The organism is Sedimentitalea xiamensis, from assembly GCF_030164465.1.
GTDB lineage: Bacteria > Pseudomonadota > Alphaproteobacteria > Rhodobacterales > Rhodobacteraceae > Sedimentitalea > Sedimentitalea xiamensis.
Map to the genome: position 1 here is coordinate 14302 of NZ_JASNJE010000027.1, position 23284 is coordinate 37585.

Genomic DNA, 23284 nt, shown 5'->3' on the forward strand with positions numbered 1-23284 from the left:
ATTTTTTTACGACCGTCAGAAAAAAGATGAAATCCGATCCAGCGGTTTCTTGATCTTCGCGACGCGGGGGATGGTCGCATCGGCGGCCGGATGACCGGCGGCGATGATCATCGTCGGTTTTTCCGACGCGGGGCGACCAAGGGCGGCATTCAGGAATTTCATCGGGTTCGGCGTGTGCGTCAGGGCGCACAGGCCGGCGTGGTGCAGGGCCGCGAGCAGGAAGCCGGTGGCGATTCCGACGCTTTCCGGCACGTAGTAGTTCTTGTAGCGCGTGCCGTCCTCGAATTCGCCCCAGCGCTGGGCGAAGACCACGATCAGCCAGGGCGCGATGGTCAGGTGCGGCTTGTGGGCGTCGGTGCCGATCGGTTCGAGCGCCTTGATCCATTCGTCGCCCGCGCCCCCGGCGTAGAACCGGCGTTCCTCTTCCTCGGCCTCGTCGCGGATGCGCTGTTTCAGCGCCGGGTCGGCGATGGCCGCGAAATGCCATGGCTGGTGGTTCGCCCCGGACGGCGCGGTGCCCGCCGTGCGGATGCAGCTTTCGATGACCTCCCTGCCGACGGGCCGGTCGGAATAGTCCCGCACCGAATGACGCTTGCGCATCCGGTCGAGAAACCCGGCGGCCGCGCGGGCCATTTCGGCATCCGTCATGTCCGCGCGGTCGGGCAGGGGAATGGCGTCGTAGGTCAGGGTTTCCTTGGCGAACATGGTCGGCTCCAACTGGTTTCGGGCCGTTATCGCCGTGGCCGGGGCGTGACGCAACCTCAACCTGTCCGCAGGATGTTCCGCGCGTTCTTGCGCACCATGCGGGTGAGCGGCGCGAGCGACGGGGCCATGATGCGGTTGACCTGCCAGGTCAGCGCCACGTCGAGCGGCGTGTCGGGGATCAGCGTCACCAGCCTGCCCGCCCGCAGATGCCCTTCGACCAGCGACTGCGGGTTCAGCCCCCACCCCAACCCGGACAGAGCGGCGTCCACGAACGCATGGGTCGAGGGCAGGAAATGGGTGGGAGGCGAGATGCGCAGGCCAAGCGTTTCGGCGATCCAGGTCCGTTGCAGCATGTCCTTGGCATTGAAGGTCAGGCAGGGTGCGCGGGCAAGGCTGTCGGCGGTGATCCCCGCGCCGAACCAGCGCGCGACAAAGGCGGGGCTGGCGGTCGCGATGTATCGCAGGCGTCCCAGCCCGACCGCGTCGCATCCGGTGACGGGCGCGGCCTGCGACGTGATCGCGGCGCTGACCTCGCCGCGTTTCAGCCAGTCGACGCTGTGGTCCTGATCGTCGATCACGAGGTCGAACAGGACGTCCGGCACCCGCGACAGCGCGCCGACGAACCAGGTGGCCAGGCTGTCCGCGTTCACGGCGACGCGCAGGGTCACCGGACCCTCGGGCCGGTCCAGCGACAGGTCGCGGCTGACCAGCGCCTCGAGCATCGACACGTCTTCGGCATGCTTGGCCAGCCGGATCCCGGCCGCGGTGCCGGAGCAGGGCGCGCCGCGCAGCACCAGGGCCGCGCCGACGCGATCTTCCAGCGCCTTGATGCGCTGGGAGATCGCCGAGGGCGTGACCGACAGATCCGCCGCCGCCGCCTCGAAGCTGCCACGGCGCAGAACGGCGGCCAGGGCGGCCAGATGGTGCGGGTCGAACTTCATTAGAGTTTCTTAATCAGGGTATTCGGATTTAATTTGAATAATCCCCGCCCGGCTTCTAGTCAAACCCGGACCCGACAACGGACAACAGATGACCAGTTCTTTCCTGCCCGGCTTCTTTCTGGGCCTGAGCCTTATTCTGGCGATCGGCGCGCAGAATGCCTTTGTGCTGCGGCAGGGTCTGCGGCGCGAACACGTGTTCTGGGTCTCTCTGACCTGCGCCCTGTCCGATGCGGTCCTGATCGGCGCGGGAGTTGCGGGGTTTGGCGCGCTGGCGGCACGACAGCCGGGGTTCGAACTGGCGATGCGCTTTGGCGGCGCCGCGTTCCTTTTTGGCTACGGCCTGCTGAGCTTTCGCCGGGCCTGGCGCGGCGGCAGCGCATTGCAGGCGGCCGCGACCGCCGGGTCCAGGCTGTCTACGGCGCTGCTGACGGTGCTCGCCTTCACCTGGCTGAACCCGCATGTCTACCTGGACACGGTGGTCCTGATCGGTTCGGTTTCGGCGCAATACGACGATCGGTTGGGCTTCGCCTTGGGGGCGATGACCGCCAGCTTCGTCTTTTTCTTCGGCCTCGGTTACGGCGCGCGCCTGCTTGCACCGCTTTTCGCGCGCCCGCGCGCCTGGCAGATCCTGGATGCGCTGATCGGAGCCGTCATGTGGATGATCGCCGTCAAACTTGTTATCATGTGAAGGGTTGAACCCGCGCCGGATTGGGTGTTCAACACCCGCATGGAGAGCGCACGCACTGCCCGCCCGATGGTCGGGATATTCTGGATGCTGGTCACGGGCGTGTGTTTCGTCGCGGTGACGGCGATCGTCAAATACCTGGGGCCGCGGATTCCGCCGGCGGAGCAGGCGTTCCTGCGCTATGCCCTTGGACTGGTGTTCCTGATCCCGATGCTGCGTCCGATGCTGCGCACCCGGATTTCCGGGCGGCTCCTGGCGCTGTTCGGCGCACGCGGCGTGCTGCACGCGATCGGGGTGATGCTGTGGTTCTTTGCCATGACGCGCATTCCGCTGGCCGAGGTGACGGCGATCAACTACCTGGCGCCGGTCTACGTGACCCTGGGGGCGGCCATCTTCCTTGGCGAAAGGCTGGCATTGCGGCGGATTCTCGCGGTTGTCGTGGCGCTGATCGGGGCGGCCATCATCCTGCGGCCCGGATTTCGCGAGATTCTGCCCGGACATCTTGCGATGCTGCTCGCGGCGGTGGTTTTCGGCGGTTCCTACCTGCTGGCCAAGGTGACGGCGGACCGGGTGAACGCCGCGGTGGTGGTCGGGATGCTGTCGATCTGGGTGACACTGGCGCTCGCGCCCTTCGCCGCCGCGGTCTGGGTGACGCCGACGCTGGCGGAACTGGGCATCCTGTTCGGCGTCGCCTGTTTCGCCACTGCGGGGCATTACACGATGACGCTCGCCTTTGCGGCGGCGCCGGTTGCCGTGACCCAGCCGGTCACATTCCTGCAACTGGTCTGGGCGACCGCGCTGGGCGCGCTGGTGTTCGCCGAGCCGGTGGATATCTGGGTGGTGCTGGGCGGCGGGCTGATCCTTGCCTCCGTGACCTTCATCACCTGGCGCGAGGCGATGCTGAACCGCGGCCCGATCACGCCGCCGACCCCGGCAACCAAGGTATGAGGGAGCGCTTGCGCCCTTTGCCCGGTCGCGCCTAGTCTGACGGCGCAGCAACAAAAAGGGCGAACGGATGCAGGGAATCCTGGCGCGTGTCCTGGTTCTGGCGGCTTTGGCCGGGCCGGCACTGGCCGCCGCAGAGGTAAAGGTTTGCAACGACACCTCGGGATTGCAGGTTCTGGCGATCGGATACGGTGCCGAAGGGCAGCGCGTGTCCGAAGGCTGGTGGGCCATCGATCCCGGCATCTGCGCGCCGGTCCCTCCGGACGGGACGGCCGGCGAGCACGTTTACCTCTTCGCTAGGTCGCCGGACTGGCGCGCGCCGGACGACGGCCCCGTGCTCTGCGTCTCTGCCGGACCGTTCAGGCTTGAAGAAACCGACGATTGCGCGTCGCGCGGCCAGGACAGCGCCGCATTCCGGCGCGTTCCCCTTGAAAGCGGCGATGTGGACACGGCCATTCGCCTGTCGGAGGTCTTGTCGCAAGGCCCGGACGTGGCGGCGGGTGGCGAGGGGTTCGGCCTTGACGCGGTGTTTCAGGGCTGCGGTCTGGCCGATGCGGACAACGGTTGCGTGTTTTTCGCCGGCGGGCGCCGCTTTGTCGTGCCGGATGACGGCCGCACGGCGGAGCCGGTCATGTCCTTCCTGCGCGGTCTTGACCCCGCCGCGGCGATTCGCGTTCAGGGGACAGTCGTGGCCACCGAAGGCGATACGGACATGGCGGTGCTGCGCGATGGGGCGGCGCGGTCGGCGACGGATGCGGAAGATGCGATCCGGACCCTGCAAGGGACCTGGGTTTCGGTTGACGATCCGCAGGACCGGTTCGACCTGCGCGGGGTGGAGCGGCAGGGCCGATACGGCGACAGACCGACCGGGGCGGACCGGCTGAGCGTCGCGGACACATGCGGCGGTGCGGATGGCCTGGGACCCTATCTTGTCAGCGTGGACCGGGAAACGGGCGACGAAACCTGCTATGCGATCGAAAGCCTGACCGCGGACGGGCTTGTCCTGACGCATCTGCCGCGCGGCAACCTGCTGGAGTACCGGCGGCCGGAATGACCACGGCCCGAGGGCGGGTGTTTTTATTGATTGACGAGTCAATAAACAGTTTTTAGGCTTCGCGGATCATCAGTCGCGGAACCGATCACATGCCCAAGACAGGAATGGAACCGATCCGGCGCGAGGCGCTGGTCAAGGCGACCATCGCGGAAATCGGAGCCGCCGGATCGCTGGACGTCACGGTCAGCCAGATCGCGCGGCGGGCGGGGATGTCCAGCGCGCTCGCCCATCACTATTTCGGCGGCAAGGACCAGATCTTTCTGGCCGCCATGCGCCGGATCCTCGCGGACTTCGGAACGGAGATCCGCGCCGGGCTGCGCGTCGCGGCACCGGGCGACCGGGCTGCCGCGATCGTCAGGGCGAGCTTTGCACCGTCCTGTTTCACGCCCGATGTGATCAGCGCCTGGATGACCTTCTATGTGATGGCGCAGACCAATCCGGATGCACTGCGCCTGTGGCAGATCTACCAGCGCCGGCTGCGGTCCAACCTGACGCACGCCCTGCGCGGCATTGCGGACGATCCGCGTTCCGCCGCCAACACGATGGCGGCGCTGATCGACGGGCTCTACATCCGCGCGGCGCTGAACGATCCGGATACCCCGGAATCCGCGATCGGCCAGGCCCTGTCCGTTCTCCATCTGCTGAAGGCGCCCCGCCTATGACATGCCCCAACATCCTGATCCTGATGGTGGATCAACTCAACGGCACGCTTTTTCCGGATGGTCCGGCGGACTGGCTGCACGCGCCGAACCTGAAACGGCTGGCGGCGCGGTCCACCCGTTTCGCTAACGCCTATACCGCCAGCCCGCTCTGCGCGCCGGGGCGGGCCAGCTTCATGTCGGGCCAACTGCCGCGCCGCACCGGGGTCTATGACAACGCCGCCGAGTTCCGCAGCGACATCCCGACCTACGCCCACCATCTGCGCCGCGCGGGCTATTACACCTGCCTGTCGGGCAAGATGCATTTCGTCGGTCCCGATCAGTTGCACGGGTTCGAGGACCGGCTGACCACCGATATCTACCCGGCGGATTTCGGCTGGACCCCGGATTACCGCCAGCCGGGCGAGCGCATCGACTGGTGGTATCACAACATGGGCAGCGTCACCGGCGCGGGCGTGGCCGAGATCACCAACCAGATGGAATATGACGACGAGGTGGCCTATCACGCGACCGCCAAGCTCTATGACCTGGCGCGGGGGCGGGACGCTCGGCCCTGGAGCCTGACGGTCAGTTTCACCCATCCGCATGACCCGTATGTGGCGCGGCGGAAATACTGGGATCTCTACGCGGATTGTGCGCATCTGGCCCCAACGGTGCCTGCTATCCCCTACGAGGCGCAGGACAAGCATTCCAGACGCCTGTTCGACGCCAATGACTGGCGCAACTTTGACATCACGGACGAGAACATCGCCCGGTCGCGCCGGGCCTATTTCGCCAATATCTCCTATCTTGACGCGAAGATCGGCACGATCCTGCAGGTGCTCGAGGAGACGCGGCAGGAGGCGATCGTGGTCTTTGTCTCCGATCACGGCGACATGCTGGGCGAGCGCGGGCTGTGGTTCAAGATGTCCTTCTTCGAAGGCTCCAGCCGCGTGCCGCTGATGATCGCCGCACCCGACATGCCCGCCGGGCGCATCGACACGCCGGTCTCGACGCTGGACGTGACCCCGACGCTGGGGGCGCTGGCCGGGGTCGACATGGCTGAGATCGCGCCCTGGACCGACGGGCAGGATCTTGTGCCCTTGGCCAATGGCGAAGAGCGCAGCGCGCCGGTGGCCATCGAATACGCCGCCGAGGGCAGCGACGCGCCCATGGTGTCGCTGCGCCATGGCAGGTGGAAATACAACCGCTGCGCGCTGGACCCGGACCAGTTGTTCGACATTGATGCCGACCCGCACGAGCTGACCAATCTGGCGGATCACCCCGACCATCAGGGCACGCTGCAAACCCTGCGCGCGCAATCCGGGGCGCGATGGGATCTGGCCGCCTATGATGCCGAGGTGCGCGCCAGCCAGGCCCGCCGCTGGGTGGTCTACGAGGCGCTGCGCCAGGGCGGTTATTACCCGTGGGACTACCAGCCGCTGCAGAAGGCTTCGGAACGCTACATGCGCAACCACATGGACCTGAACGTGCTGGAAGAGAGCCAGCGCTTTCCGCGGGGGGAGTAGGGCCATGCTGACCATCTATGGCCGTGCCACATCGTCAAATGTGCAGCTTGTCATGTGGGCCGTGGCCGAACTCGGGCTCGCGCATGAGCGGCTGGATTACGGTCATGTGCATGGCGGTCTCGACACGCCGGGCTACGCGGCGATGAACCCGCATCGGCGCGTGCCGACCCTGCGCGACGGCGACCTGGTGGTCTGGGAAAGCTGCGCGATCCTGCGCTATCTCGCGGCGCGCTACGGCGATGGAGCGGCATTCTGGCCGGCCGATCCCGCCGCGCGCGCGCCTGTCGACATGTGGGCCGAGTGGGGCAAGACCGAACTGGCGCAGGCCTTTACCGTGCCGATCTTCTGGGCGCGGGTGCGCACCGCAGCGAAGGACCGCGATGAAGCCGCGCTGGCCGAGGCCGTGACCCGGTTCAACGGGTATCTCGCGCGGCTTGGCGATCAGCTGTCGGATCGGCCCTATGTCTGTGGCGACACGTTCAGTGCCGCCGATATCGCCATCGGGCACCTGTTGTTCCGCTGGTTCACCATCGACGTGCCGCGCGCTGTGAACCCGGCGGTCGAAGCCTATTACCAGCGCCTGACGACACGGCCGGCCTATCGCGATCACGTGATGGTCGATTATGCGGTCCTGCAGGACCCCGAAGCGTGATGGAGGCCGATTTCGTCATCGTCGGGGCCGGAAGCGCCGGATGCGCCATGGCCTACCGGCTGAGCGAGGCCGGCGCGTCGGTTCTCGTGATCGAGCATGGCGGCACCGATGCCGGCCCGTTCATCCAGATGCCGGCGGCGCTGAGTTACCCGATGAACATGGCGCGCTACGACTGGGGCTACCGGTCGGAACCCGAACCGCGCCTGAACAACCGGCGCCTGGCCTGTCCGCGCGGCAAGGTCGTCGGCGGATCGTCGAGCATCAACGGCATGGTCTATGTGCGCGGGCACGCGATGGATTTCGACCACTGGGCCGACACCGGCGCGACCGGCTGGGGCTATGCCGACGTGCTGCCCTATTTCAAGCGGATGGAACACTGGCATGACGGCGGGCATGGCGGCGATCCGGACTGGCGCGGCAGCGACGGCCCGCTTCACGTGATGCGCGGGCCACGCGACAACCCGCTGTTCGAGGCTTTCGTGAAAGCCGGGGAAGAGGCGGGATACCAGCGCACCGGCGACTACAACGGCCGGAAGCAGGAAGGTTTCGGGCCGATGGATCAAACGGTCTGGAAGGGCCGGCGCTGGTCGGCGGCCAATGCCTATCTGCATCCGGCGCTGAAACGCGGCAATTGCGAACTGCTGCGGGCCTTTGCCCGGCGGGTCGTGATCGAAGACGGCCGCGCTGTCGGCGTCGAGGTCGATCACAAGGGCCGGCGTCGCGTCATCCGCGCCCGGCGCGAGGTCGTCCTGGCGGCGTCCTCGCTGAATTCGCCGAAACTGCTGATGCTGTCCGGGATCGGTCCGGGCGCGCATCTCGCGGAGCACGGACTCCCGGTGGTTGCCGACCGGCCCGGTGTCGGAGCGAACCTTCAGGATCACCTGGAGCTTTACATCCAGATGGCCGCCAGCCAGCCGATTACGCTCTACAAGCACTGGAACCTGGTCAGCAAGGCGATGATCGGGGCGCAGTGGCTGTTCGCCAAACGCGGGCTGGGGGCGTCCAACCAGTTCGAAAGCGCGGCCTTCATCCGCAGCCGCGCCGGGGTGCCCTATCCGGACATCCAGTATCATTTTCTCCCCATCGCGGTGCGCTATGACGGGCAGGCCGCCCCGGAGGGCCACGGCTTTCAGGCCCATGTCGGGCCGATGCGGTCGGCCAGCCGCGGGTCGGTGACGCTGAAGTCGTCCGACCCGTCCGTGGCCCCGGTGATCCGGTTCAACTACATGTCCGACCCGCAGGACTGGGAGGACTTCCGGACCTGCATCCGCCTGACCCGCGAGATCTTTGCGCAGCCGGCGTTTGCACCTTTCGTCAGGCACGAAATCCAGCCGGGGGCGGCGGTTCAGACCGACGCGGAACTGGATGCTTTCGTCGCCGAACATGCGGAAAGCGCCTATCACCCCTGCGGCACCTGCCGCATGGGGCGCACCGACGATGCGCGGGCCGTGGTCGATCCGACCGGCCGCGTGATCGGCGTGGACCGGCTGCGCGTCGCCGACAGCAGCATTTTCCCGCGGATAACCAACGGCAACCTGAACGCGCCGTCGATCATGGTCGGTGAAAAGATGTCCGATCACCTTCTCGGGCGCACGCCGCTTCCCCCGTCCAACGACGCGCCCTGGGTGCATCCGGACTGGCGAACGGCCCAGCGGTAAGCGGGTTAACCTTTCTTAACAAATCCTGTTGCGCGGCGCGTATTGCCTGCACATATGAACGGTATGTTAAGATTTCTTGCCGCCTTTGTTCTCGCCTGCCTGCCTCTTGCTGTTCTCGCGGACCTGTCGGGCCGGATACAGGTCATCGACGGCGACACAATCGACATAGGAAGCGAACGTGTGCGGCTGTTCGGGATCGACGCGCCGGAAGCCGACCAGACCTGCGACCGTGCCTCCGGCGAGACCTGGGCCTGCGGCGCCTGGGTCACGGAACAGGTGCGCTCCAGATACCAGACCCGCGTCGCGACCTGCGTTTCCCTGGATACCGACCGCTATGGCCGCACGGTCGCCCGCTGCGAAGTCGATGGCGCGGACATCGGCCGGGCGCTGGTCTCCGACGGTCTGGCCTTTGCCTACCGCCGCTATTCCATGGACTATGACCTCGATGAAAAAGCCGCCGCCGTCAATGGCCGGGGGCTGCATGCCGGCCGGGTGCAGGCGCCGTCCGACTATCGGGCCGCCCGCGCCAGCGCGGCGCAACCTTCCCGATCGGATTGCGCGATCAAGGGCAATATCTCGTCCAGGGGCGTGCGGATCTATCACATGCCGGGCCAGGAACATTACGAACGCACGCGGATCAGCGCCGCCAAGGGGGAACGCTGGTTCTGCTCCGAACCGCAGGCGCAGGCGGCCGGGTGGCGGCGGGCGCGCCGCTGAGCCCTTTGCCGAGGCGAAATGCGCATTGCATTCGAGGGATTTGATCCGCATCAAGGCGCGGAGCGCCGGCAAAGCCCTAGCTTCCGGCCAACAGGCGACATCAAGGAGAAGTCTATGTCACACACCCCGCACGAACTGTCCGAGGAATTCCCCGACAAGGTGGAAAAGATGCACGAGCTGAAGGGTTCGAACGCGCATTTCGCGAAGCTGGCGGACGAATATCACGAGGTGAACCGCGCCGTGCACCGGGCGGAAACGAATGTCGAACCGATGGAGGATCTGGCCGAGGGGGAGCTGCGCAAGAAGCGCGCGATGCTGAAAGACCAGATCTGGGCGATCCTGTCGGCCTGAAACGAGACCGTCTCCGGCGCGGCCGCCCGCGCCGGAGATCAGCTGACCTGATACGGCAGCACGCCCCGTTCATTTTCGTTGATCGTGAGCTTGCGCTCCAGCGGCGGAACGGACCTCTGGTGGCAGGACTTTCGTTCGCAGATGCGGCAGGAAATGCCGATCGGTTCAAAGGTTCCGGTCCTGGACACATCCAGATCGTCGGCATAGACCAGCGATCCGGCGTGACGCACGTCGCATCCCAGGGCGATGGCGTAGCGCCGGACCGGCGCGCCGAAGGATCCGCCCGGCTTGGACACGTCCCGCGCCAGCGAGATGTATTTCACGCCGTCCGGGGTTTCCGCCAGTTGCCGCAGGAAACGCCCCGGCGTCTCGAAGGCCTGGTGGACGTTCCAGAGCGGGCAGGCGCCTCCGAACCGCGCGAATTGCAGCCGCGTGGCGCTGTGCCGCTTGGTGATCGTCCCGGCCTGATCGACCCGCACGAAAAAGAACGGGATGCCCTTGGCGCCGGGACGCTGCATCGTGGACAGGCGGTGCGCGACCTGTTCGATCGACGCCCCGAACTGAAGGCTGAGCCGTTCGAGGTCATGGCGGCAGTCCTGCGCCGCCGCGAGGAACGCGCCATAGGGCATCAGGGCCGCCCCGGCGAAATAGTTCGCCAGCCCGATCTTGGCGATGTCCCGCGCCGCCGGGGAATGGAACCGGGCGAGGTCGAGCGTCGCCTCGATCAGCTTGTCCTGCGTCAGCAGCGCAAGTTGCAGCAGTAACTGGAACACCTGCGTCTGCGGCGTGGCGCGCGATGACAGGCGCAGGATCTTGCGGTCGGTGTCGAACTGGCGCAACGGCTGCATGTCGACCAGCGCCACGACGATCCCGCGCGAGGTGAGGCTGGCCATCGCCAGCGACCGGATGTCCTGCGTCGCAGCGCCCTTGCCCGCGAAATTCTCGGCCGCCCGGTCCACCGCGTCGATGTAGTTGTCGCAGTAGTGAAAGAAGTCGCGGACCTCGTCCCAGGGGCTCGACTGAAGCCGCGCGTCTTCCCGCCCCAGCGCCTCGTCCAGCGAGGCGAGGCGTTCGTGGGTCTGCCTGTAGCTTCGGTGCAGTTCAAGGAAGGCGCGGGCGAAGGCCGGCGCGTTGGACGCGGTCAGGCGCAGGTCGGCAACCGGCGGCATGATGTCCGAAAACACCGGGTCGGCGAGAGCCTCGCGCATGTCGCTGACCAGCCGTTCGCTGTCGCCGGTGCTCAGTTCGGTCACGTCCAGCCCGAATTCCTGCGCAAGCGCCAGCACGACCGTCGTGCTGACCGGGCGGTTGTTGTTTTCCATCTGGTTGAGATAGGGCAGGGACACGCCGAGCTTGGCGGCGAAATCCTTTTGCGTCAGGCTGAGCCGCGTTCGCATCTCGCGCAGCTTGGCGCCGGCATAGAGTTTCTGGGTCGCCATGAAGCCCCTTTGCAAAATGGGTTTTCCGGAAAGCTAACTTTGCAAAACGGCCCGTGCAAGGGGCTAAAGCCCCAGGTTCCGTTGCCGCCGGATCACCGCGACGATGGCGGCCATGCCGAGCACGGACGTGGTCAGCATCATCAGGAGAAGCGGTAGCGATCCGGTTTCAGGGGTCAGGAGCGCCCCGGCCAGCGCGCTCAGCGCCGCGCCGCCGGCCAGCATGATCGAGCCGCCCAGCCCCGAGGCGGTACCCGCCAGGCGCGGGCGGACGGACAGCAGGCCCGCCGTGGCATTGGGCATCGCGAGGCCGTTGCCCAGGCCCACGAACACCATCAGTCCGAAGAAGCTGTAGGGCGAGTCGGCGCCCGCGAACACGAAGGCCAGCGACAGGGCGACTCCGATGCAGTTGAAGGCGCAGCCCCAGACGATCATCTGATTGATGCCGAAACGGACGGAGAAGCGCGCCGTCAGGAAATTTCCGGTGAAATAGCCGACCGCGGGTGCCCCGAACATGAGTCCCAGAATTCCGGGGTCCATCCCGTAGACTTCTGTTCCGACGAAGGGCGCGCCGCCGAGATAGGCGAAGAACGAGCCCGAGGCGAAAGTTGCGGCAAGCGAATAGCCCCAGAACCGCGGGCTGCGCAGCAGTTCCGGATATTCGCCGAACTGCGCGGCGAGAGTCAGGCCGCTTTTCTTTCCGGTTTCGCCGAGGTCGCCCCAGATCAGCGCCAGGGTCAGGAGCCCCAGGGCGAAAAGCAACCAGAAATTCGCTTTCCAGCCAAAGGTTTCATCCAGCACGCCGCCGATGGCGGGGCCGATCATCGGGACCACGGCCATGCCCATGGTGACATAGCCGATCATGCTGGCGGCCTTGTCCTGGGAATACATGTCCCGCACGATCGCGCGGCTGAGCACCATGCAGACGGCGACGACCGCCTGCATCATTCGGAAGGTCAGGAAAATCTCGACCGTGGGCGCAAGGATGCAGCCGAGCGTGGCCAGCAGGAACAGCAGCATTCCGACCAGCGTGACCGGGCGCCGCCCCCATTTGTCCGCCATCGGGCCGATAAAGATCTGCAGGGTCGCGCTGGCCCCGAGATACAGCGCCACGGACAACTGGATCAGCCTGTAGTCGGTGCGGAAATAGTCCGCCATGTTGGGCAGGCTGGGCAGGAACACGTTCATGGCCAGGGCCGACAGCCCCGACATCAGGATGAGCGTTGCGATGTGCGGGGGGGCGGTCCTGTCAAGGAATCGTATGGCTGGATGTTCTGTCATGGCACGGGCCGGAGTATCGCCGCAAAGGGTGGAAAGGGTCCATGGCTTAATGTGTTAATTAGCTAATTTGCGTTTATCTTTTTTGTATGGGTGCATGATTTGCAAATATTCGGATTAATGCTTTGGCCCGGCCGCGTTGTTCTGTAGGGTTCGCCAAAATCGAAGTGGGGACCTCTATCATGAAAGACATTCTGTCCGAGTTGACCGATCGACGCGAGGCCGCCCGTCTCGGGGGCGGGCAGGCGCGTATCGACGCGCAGCATGCGCGGGGCAAGCTGACGGCGCGCGAGCGGATCGAGCTGCTGCTGGACGAGGGCAGTTTCGAGGAGTTCGACATGTTCGTCGCACACCGCTGCACCGACTTCGGAATGCAGAAACAACGCCCCTATGGCGACGGGGTCGTGACCGGGTGGGGCACGATCAACGGCCGCATGGTCTATGTGTTCAGCCAGGACTTCACCGTCTTTGGCGGCTCACTGTCCGAGACCCATGCCCAGAAGATCTGCAAGATCATGGACATGGCGATGCAGAACGGGGCGCCGGTGATCGGCATCAACGATTCGGGCGGCGCCCGCATCCAGGAAGGCGTGGCGAGCCTTGCCGGCTATGCCGAGGTGTTCCAGCGCAACATCATGGCTTCGGGCGTGGTGCCGCAAATCAGCGTGATCATGGGGCCCTGCGCGGGTGGCGCGGTCTACAGTCCGGCGATGACGGACTTCATCTTCATGGTCAAGGACACCTCCTACATGTTCGTGACCGGCCCGGACGTGGTCAAGACCGTGACCAATGAAGTCGTCACCGCCGAGGAACTCGGCGGCGCATCGACCCACACGCGGAAATCCTCGGTGGCGGACGGCGCGTTCGAGAACGACGTCGAGGCCTTGGCGGAGGTGCGCCGTCTGGTCGATTTCCTGCCTCTGAACAACCGCGACAAGGCGCCGGTGCGCCCGTTCTTCGACGAACCCGGACGGGTCGAGAATTCGCTGGATACGCTGATCCCGGAAAACGCCAATACCCCCTATGACATGAAGGAACTGATCACCAAGGTCGCCGACGAGGGCGATTTCTACGAGATCCAGGAGGATTTCGCCAAGAACATCATCACCGGGTTCATCCGGCTGGAGGGGCAGACTGTGGGCGTGGTGGCGAACCAGCCGATGGTTCTGGCCGGCTGTCTGGACATCGACAGTTCGCGCAAGGCGGCGCGCTTCGTGCGGTTCAGCGACGCCTTCGAAATCCCGATCCTGACCTTCGTGGACGTGCCTGGCTTTCTTCCCGGCACCGGCCAGGAATATGGCGGGGTGATCAAGCATGGCGCCAAGCTGCTCTTCGCCTATGGCGAGGCGACGGTGCCGAAGGTGACGGTGATCACCCGCAAGGCCTATGGCGGGGCCTATGACGTGATGGCCTCCAAGCACCTGCGCGGCGATTTCAACTATGCCTGGCCGACCGCCGAGATCGCGGTGATGGGGGCGAAAGGCGCGACCGAGATCATCCATCGCGCCGACTTGGGCGATGCCGACAAGATCGCGGACCACACCAGGGATTACGAGGACCGGTTCGCCAACCCCTTCGTGGCTGCCGAACGCGGGTTCATCGACGAGGTGATCATGCCCCACAGCACCCGGATGCGGGTCAGCCGGGCCTTTGCCAGCCTGCGCAACAAATCCCTGAAGAACCCCTGGAAAAAGCACGACAACATTCCATTGTGACGGGCTGCCGGGCTCTTGCGCGGGACATGCTCCCGCCGAAGGCCCCGGCCCGGCATCCTGCGCCCTGACGACAAGGAGATCATCCTGTGATCCGCTTCTGGAAGAACCAGGCTTTCACGATCGCGCATGCCGATGACGGGAAATTCGTCGGGGCGGGGCTGCGCGCGGTCTTCGAATGTAACGGGCAGAGCGGCCACATCCTGAGAGAAGACTCTTGCGTGTTCCAGCCGCCGGGCATCCGGCACCGGGACTGCCGCCATTCCGGCGACATCGCGTTGAACGAAGTCATCCCGCTGGCCGGGTTCGACACGCGGGAGGAACCGGCGCAGTGACTCAATTCGCGCCCCATGGGCAGATCGGTGTTGCAAGACGGATCCGGACGGTCTGCCGTCTCTGTCTGGCGGCTGTGCCGGGCTTGGCCGCCCTGCCGTCGGCGGCCCAGCAGGAGGTCGCCGTCCCGTCGGGGCAGCCCGTCGTTCTGAGCGAGGTTCTGGTGGATGACTCTCCGGGAGAGACCTGGGTCCGCTTCCGGTTCCTCGCGCCCCGGATCGCGCGCGACGGCGGCGACGTGGATTACGATGTGGCGACACAGGACATGGAGCATATCTGCGGGTCCCTGGTGCTGCCTTATCTCAAGACCTATGACCTTTCGCCGGCCCGCGTGGTGATTTCCCTCTCCGACAGGGATGTGCCTTTCGGATCGTCCGACCCGCAGGCAACGCAGTTCTTCGAAGCCTACCGGCCCGAAAACGCCAACTGCATATGGGAGGAATTCTGATGATTCCACGATATCTTGCGTCTGCCTCCCGCGGCCCTGTCGCAGGTGAGGCGCAGATGCCACAGCTTGCCCGGCCAATCGGGTTCCTGTTTTTTTCGGGCGCGACTCGCACTATCCTGAACGCAGATTGCATGAATGCAGCAAGGGTTCCCAACGCGGGGCCGGCCGGGCCGGAAAATCCGGTTCGTCTATCGAGAGCAGTCAGGAGAAGCAGATGTTCGCACGCATCAGGTCTTTGGCAGCGGTTGGATTGGTCTTCGCCGTTGCTGCATGTGAAATGGCGCCGCAGGAAGAATTCGTGGTTGCCGAACCGGAACCCATCTCGGTATCCAGGGGCTTCAGCGGCAGATTCTGACGCAGGATCGGCAAGTTCGTCCAGAACGTCGCTTGCGCGGCCCGGAAACGGGTGGCGGACATGCTGAAACACCGAGGCTTTCCTGGCCGATTGCCCGGCACGGACTTTCAGTTCACCATCCGCCGCGCCAACCCGAAGGGCGTCACCCCTCTGACGCGCCGGGAACGCTTCTCCGATCGCAAGCCGGCGGACCGGCGCGCTGATTCGGCCTTTCTTCTGGCGCTGCTGGAGCATTTCTGGGATCAGCCCTTTGAGCGGGGGAATCTGGACGCCGGACGCCTGAGCTGGCTGTTCGGGCGTGAGGTGATCGCGGCGGAAGACCCTTTCGACCCGGCCAGCTACGATGCGTTGCTGAGGATCGACCTCGATATGGCTCGATCCAGTTTTCCCGATGTTTTCAAAGGGATGTCGGCATGATTGCGCGCGCATCCGGATACAATCGGCAAAAAATGGCTCAAAAGTTGCCGTTACGTAAATTGTGCTTGGATTCGATGTTCGAATGCGCCACCGTAGAAGTTGTAGGCGGCGTTCTTATTCCCGCGTCGCTTGCGGACTACCTATTCCGTACCCCTTCCCTGAACGGGCGGGCTTTCGTTTCAAACGATAGCCCGTCCGTTTCTTTGCGGTCAAAGCGCTGTGCCGGTTTTCGGCGTGCTTCTGCCCACCGCCGCCGGCCCACCGCTTTCCTGTTGCGGTCCGCCGGATTTCGGGATCATTGTCCTGCCCAAGCCACCAGACCACAAGAAGGAGGGGCGTTATGCGAGCAACATCCATTTGGACGGCATTGGCCATATGCGCAGGGCTTTCCGCCTGCGGTGATTCAACCGGCGAACAGGCCCTTTATGGCGCGGGTGCGGGGTTCCTTGGCGCGGCGGTGCTCGACACCAACGTTTACGCCGGTGCGGCCGCGGGCGCAGCGGCGAACATGCTGTATTGCGACCAGAATCCGGGCAAGTGCAACTGACCTGACCGGAGCCTGTCCGCGGGCGCACCAGACCCGATTGCCGGCGGCGGGTGCCGTTGCCGGACCCATTTCGCGTATCCAGATTTCGCGACACGCCGCATCTTGGCCACGGGCCTCGGGCGGCGTTTTGCGTTCGACATCAACCCAGACGAAGGACATCCCATGTTCAACAAGATCCTGATCGCAAATCGGGGCGAAATTGCCTGCCGAGTCATCAAGTCCGCCCGGAAGATGGGGATATCGACGGTCGCCGTCTATTCGGACGCGGACCGGCAGGCCCTGCACGTGCAGATGGCGGACGAAGCCATTCATATCGGCCCGCCGCCCGCCAACCAGTCCTATATCGTGATCGACAAGGTGATGGACGCGATTCGCCAGTCGGGCGCGCAGGCGGTGCATCCCGGCTATGGCTTCCTGTCCGAGAACAGCAAGTTCGCAGAGGCGCTGGATGCCGCGGGCGTCGCCTTTGTCGGCCCGCCCAAGGGCGCGATCGAGGCGATGGGCGACAAGATCACCAGCAAGAAGATCGCCCAGGAAGCCGGCGTATCGACCGTGCCCGGTTACATGGGCCTGATCGCCGATGCCGACGAAGCCGTGAAGATTTCGGGCGAGATCGGCTATCCGGTCATGATCAAGGCCAGCGCCGGCGGCGGCGGCAAGGGCATGCGCATCGCCTGGAATGACGAGGAGGCGCGTGAAGGGTTTCAGAGTTCCAAGAACGAGGCCGCCAGTAGCTTCGGCGACGACCGTATCTTCATCGAGAAATTCGTGACCCAGCCGCGCCATATCGAAATCCAGGTGCTCTGCGACAGCCACGGCAACGGCGTCTACCTAGGCGAGCGGGAATGCTCGATCCAGCGCCGCAATCAGAAGGTGGTGGAAGAAGCCCCGAGTCCGTTCCTCGACGAAGCCACCCGCAAGGCGATGGGGGAACAGGCCGTGGCCCTGGCGCAGGCGGTCGGCTACACCAGCGCCGGCACGGTCGAGTTCATCGTCGACGGCGACAAGAACTTCTATTTCCTGGAAATGAACACGCGGCTTCAGGTGGAACACCCGGTGACAGAACTGATCACCGGCGTTGACCTGGTGGAGCAGATGATCCGGGTTGCCAACGGCGAGAAGCTGCCCTTCACCCAGGACGATATCAAGCTGAACGGCTGGGCGATCGAGAACCGCCTTTACGCCGAAGACCCGTATCGCGGCTTCCTGCCCTCGATCGGCCGTCTGACCCGCTACCGCCCGCCGGCGGAAATCGCCGCCGGGCCGTTGCTGGAGAACGGCAAGTGGCAGGGCGATGCGCCCAAGGGCGAAACCGCCGTGCGCAACGATACCGGCGTCTATGAGGGCGGCGAGATCAGCATGTATTACGACCCGATGATCGCCAAGCTCTGCACCTGGGCTCCGACTCGGGCCGAGGCCGTCGAAAGGATGCGCGTCGCGCTGGACAGTTTCGAAGTCGAAGGCATCGGCCACAACCTGCCGTTCCTGTCCGCGGTCATGGATCACCCGATCTTTGTCGCGGGCGACATGACCACGGCGTTCATCGAAGAACAGTATCCCGACGGGTTCGAAGGGGTCGAGTTGCCGGAGGCCGGCCTGCGGCGCATCGCGGCCGCCTGCGCGGCGATGCACCGGGTCGCCGAGATTCGCCGGACCCGCGTGTCCGGGCGGATGGACAATCATGAACGCAAGGTCGGGACCGACTGGGCCGTCACCCTCCAGGGGCAGCGGTTCGACACGGTGATCGCGGCGGATCATGGCGGATCGACGGTCAGTTTCGGCGATGGCAGCCGGATGCGCGTAACCAGCGACTGGACGCCGGGCGACCATCTGGCGACGCTGGAGGTGGACGGAAAGCCGCTGGTTCTCAAGGTCGGCAAGGTCAGCGGCGGGTTCCGGATCCGGTCGCGCGGGGCGGATCTCAAGGTGCATGTGCGCACCCCGCGCCAGGCGGACCTGGCCGATCTGATGCCGGAGAAGGTCGCCCCGGATACATCGAAGATGCTGCTCTGCCCGATGCCCGGCCTGATCGTGAAGATCAATGTCGCGGCCGGGGACGAAGTTCAGGAAGGCCAGGCGCTTTGCACGGTCGAAGCCATGAAGATGGAAAACATCCTGCGCGCGGAACGCAAAGGCGTCGTGTCCAGGGTCAACGCGGCTGCGGGCGACAGCCTCGCCGTCGACGAAATCATCATGGAATTCGAGTGAACCGATGCGCCTGATCCGGTCCAGCCGCCAAAGGCAAGGCCGCCGTGTCGGGCGCGGCCCGGATCGTCTGTCCGGCCGTGCCGGCACGGTGGCCGGAGCGGCGCGTCAGAACCCGCGCCGCCGGTTGATTTCCCGTTCCCGTTCCGGCGTCTTGTCGATGGAACGGGTAATCTCACGGACCGTCCAGGGCAGCGGTTTGCGCAGCTTGACTTCGCCGTCCTTGCCGATCAGCACGAGCATGAAGCCGCGCGGGCGCAGTTTCTGGCGCAGGGGGGATTTCGCGGCCGGGTCGGTATCCGTCAGAACCACCACGTCGCGCTCCATCAGCATGTCCACACCCTTTTCGAGATATTCCATCTGTTCGGAAAATCTCGGGTCTGCCGGGGAATCCGAAAACACGACCACCGGCCGGTTGATCCAGAGAAATTGCCCGAGGTCGTTTTCGTCCGCCGGTCGGAAGACCTGTGACGTGCCTTGGTCCATCGTGGCTTGCGCATGGGCCGCACCCATCGTTGTCGCAACGAAAACAAAGGCTAGTATGCGTATCATGGTGTCTCCCGCTGGTTCGAATATAAGCGCGGACGCCACGAATGCGACTGCTGATTGCTCCTTCCGGGGCAAAAACTGCGGCGTCGATCGCGTGGCGAGAGGTTGCGGGGGATGATTGTGCGCTTCTCTCCACTGCGACCGTGCGGGACCGCCTTGTCCCGAAGGATCGGCGCGCATCGGTGCGCCACAACGAGCTTTCAGGCCCATATGCGGCACAACGCGGCAGAACCGGAACAGGACGGTATCGGGTTCCGGGGGCCGCGCCGGACGCGGGGCGGATTGTTCAGCGGATTGCCGACCCATGAGATCTTCGCCGGTCGCCCGGAAACGCAGCGGGCGGCGCAACTGCCGGAAGGCGATGGCAGGCGGCAGCCGTTTCCGGCGGAACAGATCGCCGTTTTCCGCGGATCCTATGCGGATGACCTGATGTGGATGAGTGCCGGAGCCGATGGGCTGGCCCGGCCGATGGATGATCCGGACAAGACGGGGGCAGGCCCGAACCTGCCCAGCACTGACACGACGAGAGGAAGACCAAATGACAACCAAGAAAGACGAATGGAAGGCGCTGGCTGAAGCCGAACTGCGCGGCCGCCCGCTGGACGATCTGACCTGGACCACGCTCGAAGGCATCGAGGTTCAACCGCTATACACGGAAGATGACCTGAAGGGAGTCGATCACCTGGGCTCCATCCCCGGCGCGGCGCCGTTCACGCGTGGCGTCAAGGCAACCATGTATGCGGGCCGTCCCTGGACGATCCGGCAATATGCCGGGTTCTCGACGGCGGAGGAGTCCAACGCCTTCTACCGCCGCGGCCTGGCAGCAGGGCAGCAGGGCGTCAGCGTCGCCTTCGACCTGGCCACCCACCGCGGCTATGACAGCGATCATCCGCGCGTCGTCGGGGATGTCGGCAAGGCCGGGGTCGCGATCGATTCCGTCGAGGACATGAAGATCCTGTTCGACGGCATTCCGCTGGACAAGGTCAGCGTCAGCATGACGATGAACGGCGCCGTCATCCCGATCCTGGCGAATTTCATCGTCACCGGTGAAGAGCAGGGCCATGACAAGTCGGTTCTGGCGGGCACCATTCAGAATGACATCCTGAAGGAGTTCATGGTCCGCAACACCTATATCTATCCGCCCGAACCCAGCATGCGGATCATCGCGGACATCATCGAATACACCAGCAACAAGATGCCCAGGTTCAACAGTATTTCGATCAGCGGCTACCACATGCAGGAAGCCGGGGCCAATCTGGTACAGGAACTGGCCTACACGCTGGCGGACGGGCGCGAATACGTCCGCGCCGCCATCGAACGCGGCATGGACGTGGACAGGTTCGCCGGGCGGCTGTCGTTCTTTTTCGCCATCGGGATGAATTTCTTCATGGAAGCGGCCAAGCTGCGCGCCGCCCGGTTGCTCTGGCACCGGATCATGACGGAATTCGGGGCGAAGAATGAAAAATCCCTGATGCTGCGCACCCATTGCCAGACCTCCGGCGTGTCGTTGCAGGAACAGGATCCCTACAACAACGTGGTGCGCACCGCCTACGAGGCGATGAGCGCGGTCCTGGGCGGCACCCAGTCGCTGCACACCAATGCGCTGGACGAGGCCATTGCGCTGCCCACCGATTTCAGCGCCCGCATCGCGCGGAACACCCAGCTGATCCTTCAGCAAGAAACCGGCGTGACCAATGTGGTCGACCCACTGGCCGGGTCCTATTATGTCGAGAAGCTGACCCATGACCTTGCGACCGAAGCCTGGAAGCTGATCGAGGAGGTCGAGCAGATGGGCGGCATGACCAAGGCGGTGGCGTCCGGCCTGCCCAAGCTGCGCATCGAGGAAAGCGCCGCCACGCGGCAGGCGATGATCGACCGGGGCGACGAGGTGATCGTCGGGGTCAACAAGTATCGTCTGGAAAAGGAAGACCACCTGGACATCCTGGATATCGACAATGCGGCCGTCCGCGTTTCCCAGGTGGCTCGCCTTGAAAAAATCAGGGCGTCCCGCGATCCGGCCGCGTGCGCGGCTGCCCTGGAAGAACTCACCCGTCGCGCGCGCGAAGGCGGCAACCTGCTGGAAGCCGCCGTCGAAGCCGCGCGCGCCCGCGCCTCAGTCGGAGAAATCAGCATGGCAATGGAAAAGGAATTCGGCCGGCACCGCGCCGAGGTCAAGACATTGGCGGGGGTCTACGGCGCCGCCTATGAAGGCGACGAAGGCTTTGCGGCGATCCAGAAATCCGTGGAGGAATTCGCCGAGGCCGAAGGCCGCCGCCCGCGCATGCTGGTGGTGAAGATGGGGCAGGACGGGCACGACCGGGGGGCCAAGGTCATCGCGACGGCCTTTGCCGATATCGGATTCGATGTCGATGTCGGACCGCTGTTCCAGACGCCCGAGGAAGCCGCGCAGGATGCGGTGGACAACGATGTGCACGTGATTGGCATCTCGTCGCAGGCGGCGGGCCACAAGACCCTTGCGCCGCAGCTCGTGCAGGCGCTGAAGGACGCCGGGGCCGAAGACATCCTGGTGATCTGCGGCGGAGTCATCCCGCAGCAGGACTACCAGTTCCTTTACGACAAGGGGGTCAAGGCGATCTTCGGTCCGGGAACCAACATTCCTGAAGCGGCGCAGGACATCCTGCGCCTGATCCGGAGCGCAAGGTCCTGATCGGCCCGGCGGGCGTCGATCGCGCAGCCAGTCGCGGCGGTTTCCCCCAAAGGGCCGCCGCCATGTCAGCACTGCCGGCTTTGTGCCGCGAGGAGATCATCGGGGCGGTTTGACCGGCCAGGTCCGGCAGAATCACGCCGCCGGACCTGGCAACACCGGGAGACGCCGCGTCGTAACGAGAAGCCTTCCCCCGGATATTGTTGTGCATTTGCCGGCAATCGGGGCGGGGCGGATCGAATGCAGTCCTGCGGTGACGGTCCCTGTCGGGTCTTTTCCGACTTTTCGCTTTCGCGGAGTCCGCGTCCAAGGCAAGGTCGTCTGATGATACGTCTGGATCACATTGCCGTTGCCGGGGCGACCCTTGCCGAAGCGGTCGACTGGGTCGAATGCGCGCTCGGCGTGCCGCTTCAGCCGGGCGGCAAGCACGGCCTGTTCGGGACCCATAACCGTCTGTTGGGACTGTCCGACGCGCTATACCTGGAAGCGATCGCGGTCGATCCCGCCGCGCCGCCGCCGGGGCGCGCCCGATGGTTCGGGCTGGACCGGTTTTCGGGGCCGGCGCGATTGACCAACTGGATCTGCGCGACGGATGACATGGACGCGGTGCTGGCGCGGCTTCCCGGCGCCGGCCGTCCGGTGCCGCTGGCGCGCGGCGACCTGCGCTGGACGATGGCGGTTCCCGATGACGGGATGTTGCCCTTTGACAACCTGCACCCGGCGCTGATCTGCTGGAGCACCCCGACGCATCCTTCTGCAACCCTGGCACGGTCCGGGTGCCGCTTGCGGCGTTTGCTGGTGTCGCATCCGCAGGCCGATGCGCTGGCCGATATTTTGCAGCCGGTCCTTGCCGATACCCGCGTGGTCCTTGAGCCGGGCGCGCCCGGTCTGCTGGCGGAAATGGAAACCCCGCACGGAATCAAGGTCCTGCGATGAAGCTGCGTCAGGCCCGGCCGGAAGATGCCCCCGACATCTGCCGGATCGTCAACGGCATCATTCGGCAGACGCTCGTCACATTCACAACACTGGAACGCAGCCCTCCGGACGTGGCGGCAGAGATCGACCGGCTCGGGGCCGCGTTTCAGGTCGCCGAACGGGAAGGGCAGGTGATCGGTTTCGCCTCGTTCGGGCCGTTCCGCGCCGGACCCGGATATGCCCATACCGGCGAAATCAGCATCCACCTGGCACCGCGGGCGCGCAGGCAGGGCATCGGCCGGCTGCTGATTCGGCGGCTGGAGGAGGTCGCGGCCGACAAAGGTCTGCATGTGCTGGTCGCGGGGATCAGCGGCGCCAACCCGCCGGCGGTCGCGTTTCACGCCGCGGCGGGATTCGTTCAGGTCGGGCGCATGCCGCAGGTCGGGTTCAAACGGGACCGATGGCTCGATCTGATCCTGATGCAGAAGATTTTGCCGCCGGGACCGGATGGCGCACCTGACTCTCGGGGCAGGGCGCGGTAGACTGAAT

Annotated in this window: 24 protein-coding genes; 18 read left to right on the forward strand and 6 right to left on the reverse strand. The window is 65.2% G+C overall.

Features of this window, described 5'->3' with window-relative positions; translation table 11 throughout:
• Positions 1–15: 15 nt before the first annotated feature.
• Both QO034_RS17635 and QO034_RS17640 read right to left on the reverse strand, forming a co-directional pair.
• Positions 16–705 (reverse strand): nitroreductase family protein, encoded by a 690-nt coding sequence (locus QO034_RS17635; protein ID WP_284486850.1) that lies wholly within the window; start codon positions 703–705, stop codon positions 16–18.
• A gap of 56 nt (positions 706–761) precedes the next feature.
• A complete protein-coding gene (locus tag QO034_RS17640) occupies positions 762–1646 on the reverse strand; it encodes a LysR family transcriptional regulator ArgP (protein ID WP_284486851.1) in 885 nt (294 codons plus the stop codon).
• Positions 1647–1734: 88 nt separating this feature from the next.
• Here QO034_RS17640 and QO034_RS17645 point away from each other — a divergent pair, with 88 nt between their 5' ends.
• The 9 genes from QO034_RS17645 to QO034_RS17685 all read left to right on the forward strand — a co-directional run bounded on the left by QO034_RS17645 (position 1735) and on the right by QO034_RS17685 (position 9875).
• Positions 1735–2334 carry a LysE/ArgO family amino acid transporter gene (locus QO034_RS17645; RefSeq protein ID WP_284486852.1) on the forward strand — a complete coding sequence of 200 codons (600 nt, stop codon included), beginning with the start codon at positions 1735–1737 and terminating at the stop codon, positions 2332–2334.
• Positions 2335–2373: 39 nt separating this feature from the next.
• Positions 2374–3279 carry a DMT family transporter gene (locus tag QO034_RS17650; protein WP_284486896.1) on the forward strand — a complete coding sequence of 302 codons (906 nt, stop codon included), beginning with the start codon at positions 2374–2376 and terminating at the stop codon, positions 3277–3279.
• A 67-nt stretch (positions 3280–3346) separates the two neighbouring features.
• The gene (locus QO034_RS17655) at positions 3347–4330 is read left to right on the forward strand and encodes a DUF1036 domain-containing protein (RefSeq protein ID WP_284486853.1); all 984 of its coding nucleotides are present in this window, start codon (positions 3347–3349) and stop codon (positions 4328–4330) included.
• Positions 4331–4419: 89 nt separating this feature from the next.
• Positions 4420–4992, forward strand: a complete 573-nt coding sequence (betI, locus tag QO034_RS17660; protein ID WP_284486854.1) for a choline-binding transcriptional repressor BetI — start codon at positions 4420–4422, stop codon at positions 4990–4992.
• Positions 4989–6497 carry a choline-sulfatase gene (betC, locus tag QO034_RS17665; RefSeq protein WP_284486855.1) on the forward strand — a complete coding sequence of 503 codons (1509 nt, stop codon included), beginning with the start codon at positions 4989–4991 and terminating at the stop codon, positions 6495–6497. Before betI ends, betC begins: the two co-directional genes overlap by 4 nt.
• 4 nt (positions 6498–6501) lie before the next feature.
• Complete coding sequence (locus QO034_RS17670) at positions 6502–7149, forward strand: glutathione S-transferase family protein (RefSeq protein WP_284486856.1); 648 nt, start codon at positions 6502–6504, stop codon at positions 7147–7149.
• Positions 7149–8807, forward strand: a complete 1659-nt coding sequence (betA, locus tag QO034_RS17675; RefSeq protein WP_284486897.1) for a choline dehydrogenase — start codon at positions 7149–7151, stop codon at positions 8805–8807. The genes QO034_RS17670 and betA overlap by 1 nt, the downstream gene beginning before the upstream one ends.
• A 63-nt stretch (positions 8808–8870) precedes the next feature.
• Positions 8871–9524 carry a thermonuclease family protein gene (locus QO034_RS17680; RefSeq protein ID WP_284486857.1) on the forward strand — a complete coding sequence of 218 codons (654 nt, stop codon included), beginning with the start codon at positions 8871–8873 and terminating at the stop codon, positions 9522–9524.
• Between the two features lie 114 nt (positions 9525–9638).
• Positions 9639–9875, forward strand: a complete 237-nt coding sequence (locus tag QO034_RS17685; protein WP_284486858.1) for a YdcH family protein — start codon at positions 9639–9641, stop codon at positions 9873–9875.
• 38 nt (positions 9876–9913) lie between these two features.
• Here QO034_RS17685 and QO034_RS17690 read toward each other — a convergent pair whose 3' ends face one another.
• Both QO034_RS17690 and QO034_RS17695 read right to left on the reverse strand, forming a co-directional pair.
• Positions 9914–11314 carry a helix-turn-helix domain-containing protein gene (locus tag QO034_RS17690; protein ID WP_284486859.1) on the reverse strand — a complete coding sequence of 467 codons (1401 nt, stop codon included), beginning with the start codon at positions 11312–11314 and terminating at the stop codon, positions 9914–9916.
• 63 nt (positions 11315–11377) lie between these two features.
• The gene (locus tag QO034_RS17695; RefSeq protein ID WP_284486860.1) at positions 11378–12592 is read right to left on the reverse strand and encodes a multidrug effflux MFS transporter; all 1215 of its coding nucleotides are present in this window, start codon (positions 12590–12592) and stop codon (positions 11378–11380) included.
• Positions 12593–12771: 179 nt separating this feature from the next.
• On the opposite strand from QO034_RS17695, the gene QO034_RS17700 reads away from it, so the two are divergent.
• The 3 genes from QO034_RS17700 to QO034_RS17710 all read left to right on the forward strand — a co-directional run bounded on the left by QO034_RS17700 (position 12772) and on the right by QO034_RS17710 (position 15082).
• Positions 12772–14304, forward strand: coding sequence for an acyl-CoA carboxylase subunit beta (locus QO034_RS17700; RefSeq protein WP_284486861.1), 1533 nt, complete (start codon positions 12772–12774; stop codon positions 14302–14304).
• A gap of 86 nt (positions 14305–14390) precedes the next feature.
• Positions 14391–14636 (forward strand): cupin domain-containing protein, encoded by a 246-nt coding sequence (locus QO034_RS17705; protein WP_284486862.1) that lies wholly within the window; start codon positions 14391–14393, stop codon positions 14634–14636.
• Positions 14633–15082 carry a DUF6497 family protein gene (locus QO034_RS17710; RefSeq protein WP_284486863.1) on the forward strand — a complete coding sequence of 150 codons (450 nt, stop codon included), beginning with the start codon at positions 14633–14635 and terminating at the stop codon, positions 15080–15082. Before QO034_RS17705 ends, QO034_RS17710 begins: the two co-directional genes overlap by 4 nt.
• A gap of 201 nt (positions 15083–15283) precedes the next feature.
• Here the strand turns inward: QO034_RS17710 and QO034_RS17715 are convergent, their stop codons facing one another.
• Entirely contained in the window at positions 15284–15499 is a 216-nt protein-coding gene (locus QO034_RS17715; RefSeq protein WP_284486864.1) for a hypothetical protein, read from the reverse strand.
• Here QO034_RS17715 and QO034_RS17720 point away from each other — a divergent pair.
• Together QO034_RS17720 and QO034_RS17730 are read left to right on the forward strand one after the other, a co-directional pair.
• Positions 15498–15854 carry a hypothetical protein gene (locus QO034_RS17720; protein WP_284486898.1) on the forward strand — a complete coding sequence of 119 codons (357 nt, stop codon included), beginning with the start codon at positions 15498–15500 and terminating at the stop codon, positions 15852–15854. The genes QO034_RS17715 and QO034_RS17720 overlap by 2 nt on opposite strands.
• A 709-nt stretch (positions 15855–16563) precedes the next feature.
• Entirely contained in the window at positions 16564–18609 is a 2046-nt protein-coding gene (locus QO034_RS17730) for an acetyl-CoA carboxylase biotin carboxylase subunit (protein ID WP_284486866.1), read from the forward strand.
• Positions 18610–18714: 105 nt separating this feature from the next.
• On the opposite strand, the gene QO034_RS17735 is transcribed toward QO034_RS17730, so the two are convergent.
• Complete coding sequence (locus tag QO034_RS17735; RefSeq protein WP_284486867.1) at positions 18715–19158, reverse strand: DUF4174 domain-containing protein; 444 nt, start codon at positions 19156–19158, stop codon at positions 18715–18717.
• Between the two features lie 207 nt (positions 19159–19365).
• Here QO034_RS17735 and QO034_RS17740 point away from each other — a divergent pair, with 207 nt between their 5' ends.
• The 4 genes from QO034_RS17740 to QO034_RS17755 all read left to right on the forward strand — a co-directional run bounded on the left by QO034_RS17740 (position 19366) and on the right by QO034_RS17755 (position 23277).
• Positions 19366–19731: a hypothetical protein gene (locus QO034_RS17740; protein WP_284486868.1), complete on the forward strand. Its 366-nt coding sequence runs from the start codon at positions 19366–19368 to the stop codon at positions 19729–19731.
• A complete protein-coding gene (gene scpA, locus QO034_RS17745; protein ID WP_284486869.1) occupies positions 19694–21823 on the forward strand; it encodes a methylmalonyl-CoA mutase in 2130 nt (709 codons plus the stop codon). The genes QO034_RS17740 and scpA overlap by 38 nt, the downstream gene beginning before the upstream one ends.
• A gap of 321 nt (positions 21824–22144) precedes the next feature.
• Positions 22145–22756, forward strand: coding sequence for a VOC family protein (locus tag QO034_RS17750; RefSeq protein WP_284486870.1), 612 nt, complete (start codon positions 22145–22147; stop codon positions 22754–22756).
• On the forward strand, positions 22753–23277 hold the full coding sequence (locus QO034_RS17755) for a GNAT family N-acetyltransferase (RefSeq protein ID WP_284486871.1): 525 nt from the start codon (positions 22753–22755) through the stop codon (positions 23275–23277). Before QO034_RS17750 ends, QO034_RS17755 begins: the two co-directional genes overlap by 4 nt.
• Positions 23278–23284: the final 7 nt, after the last annotated feature.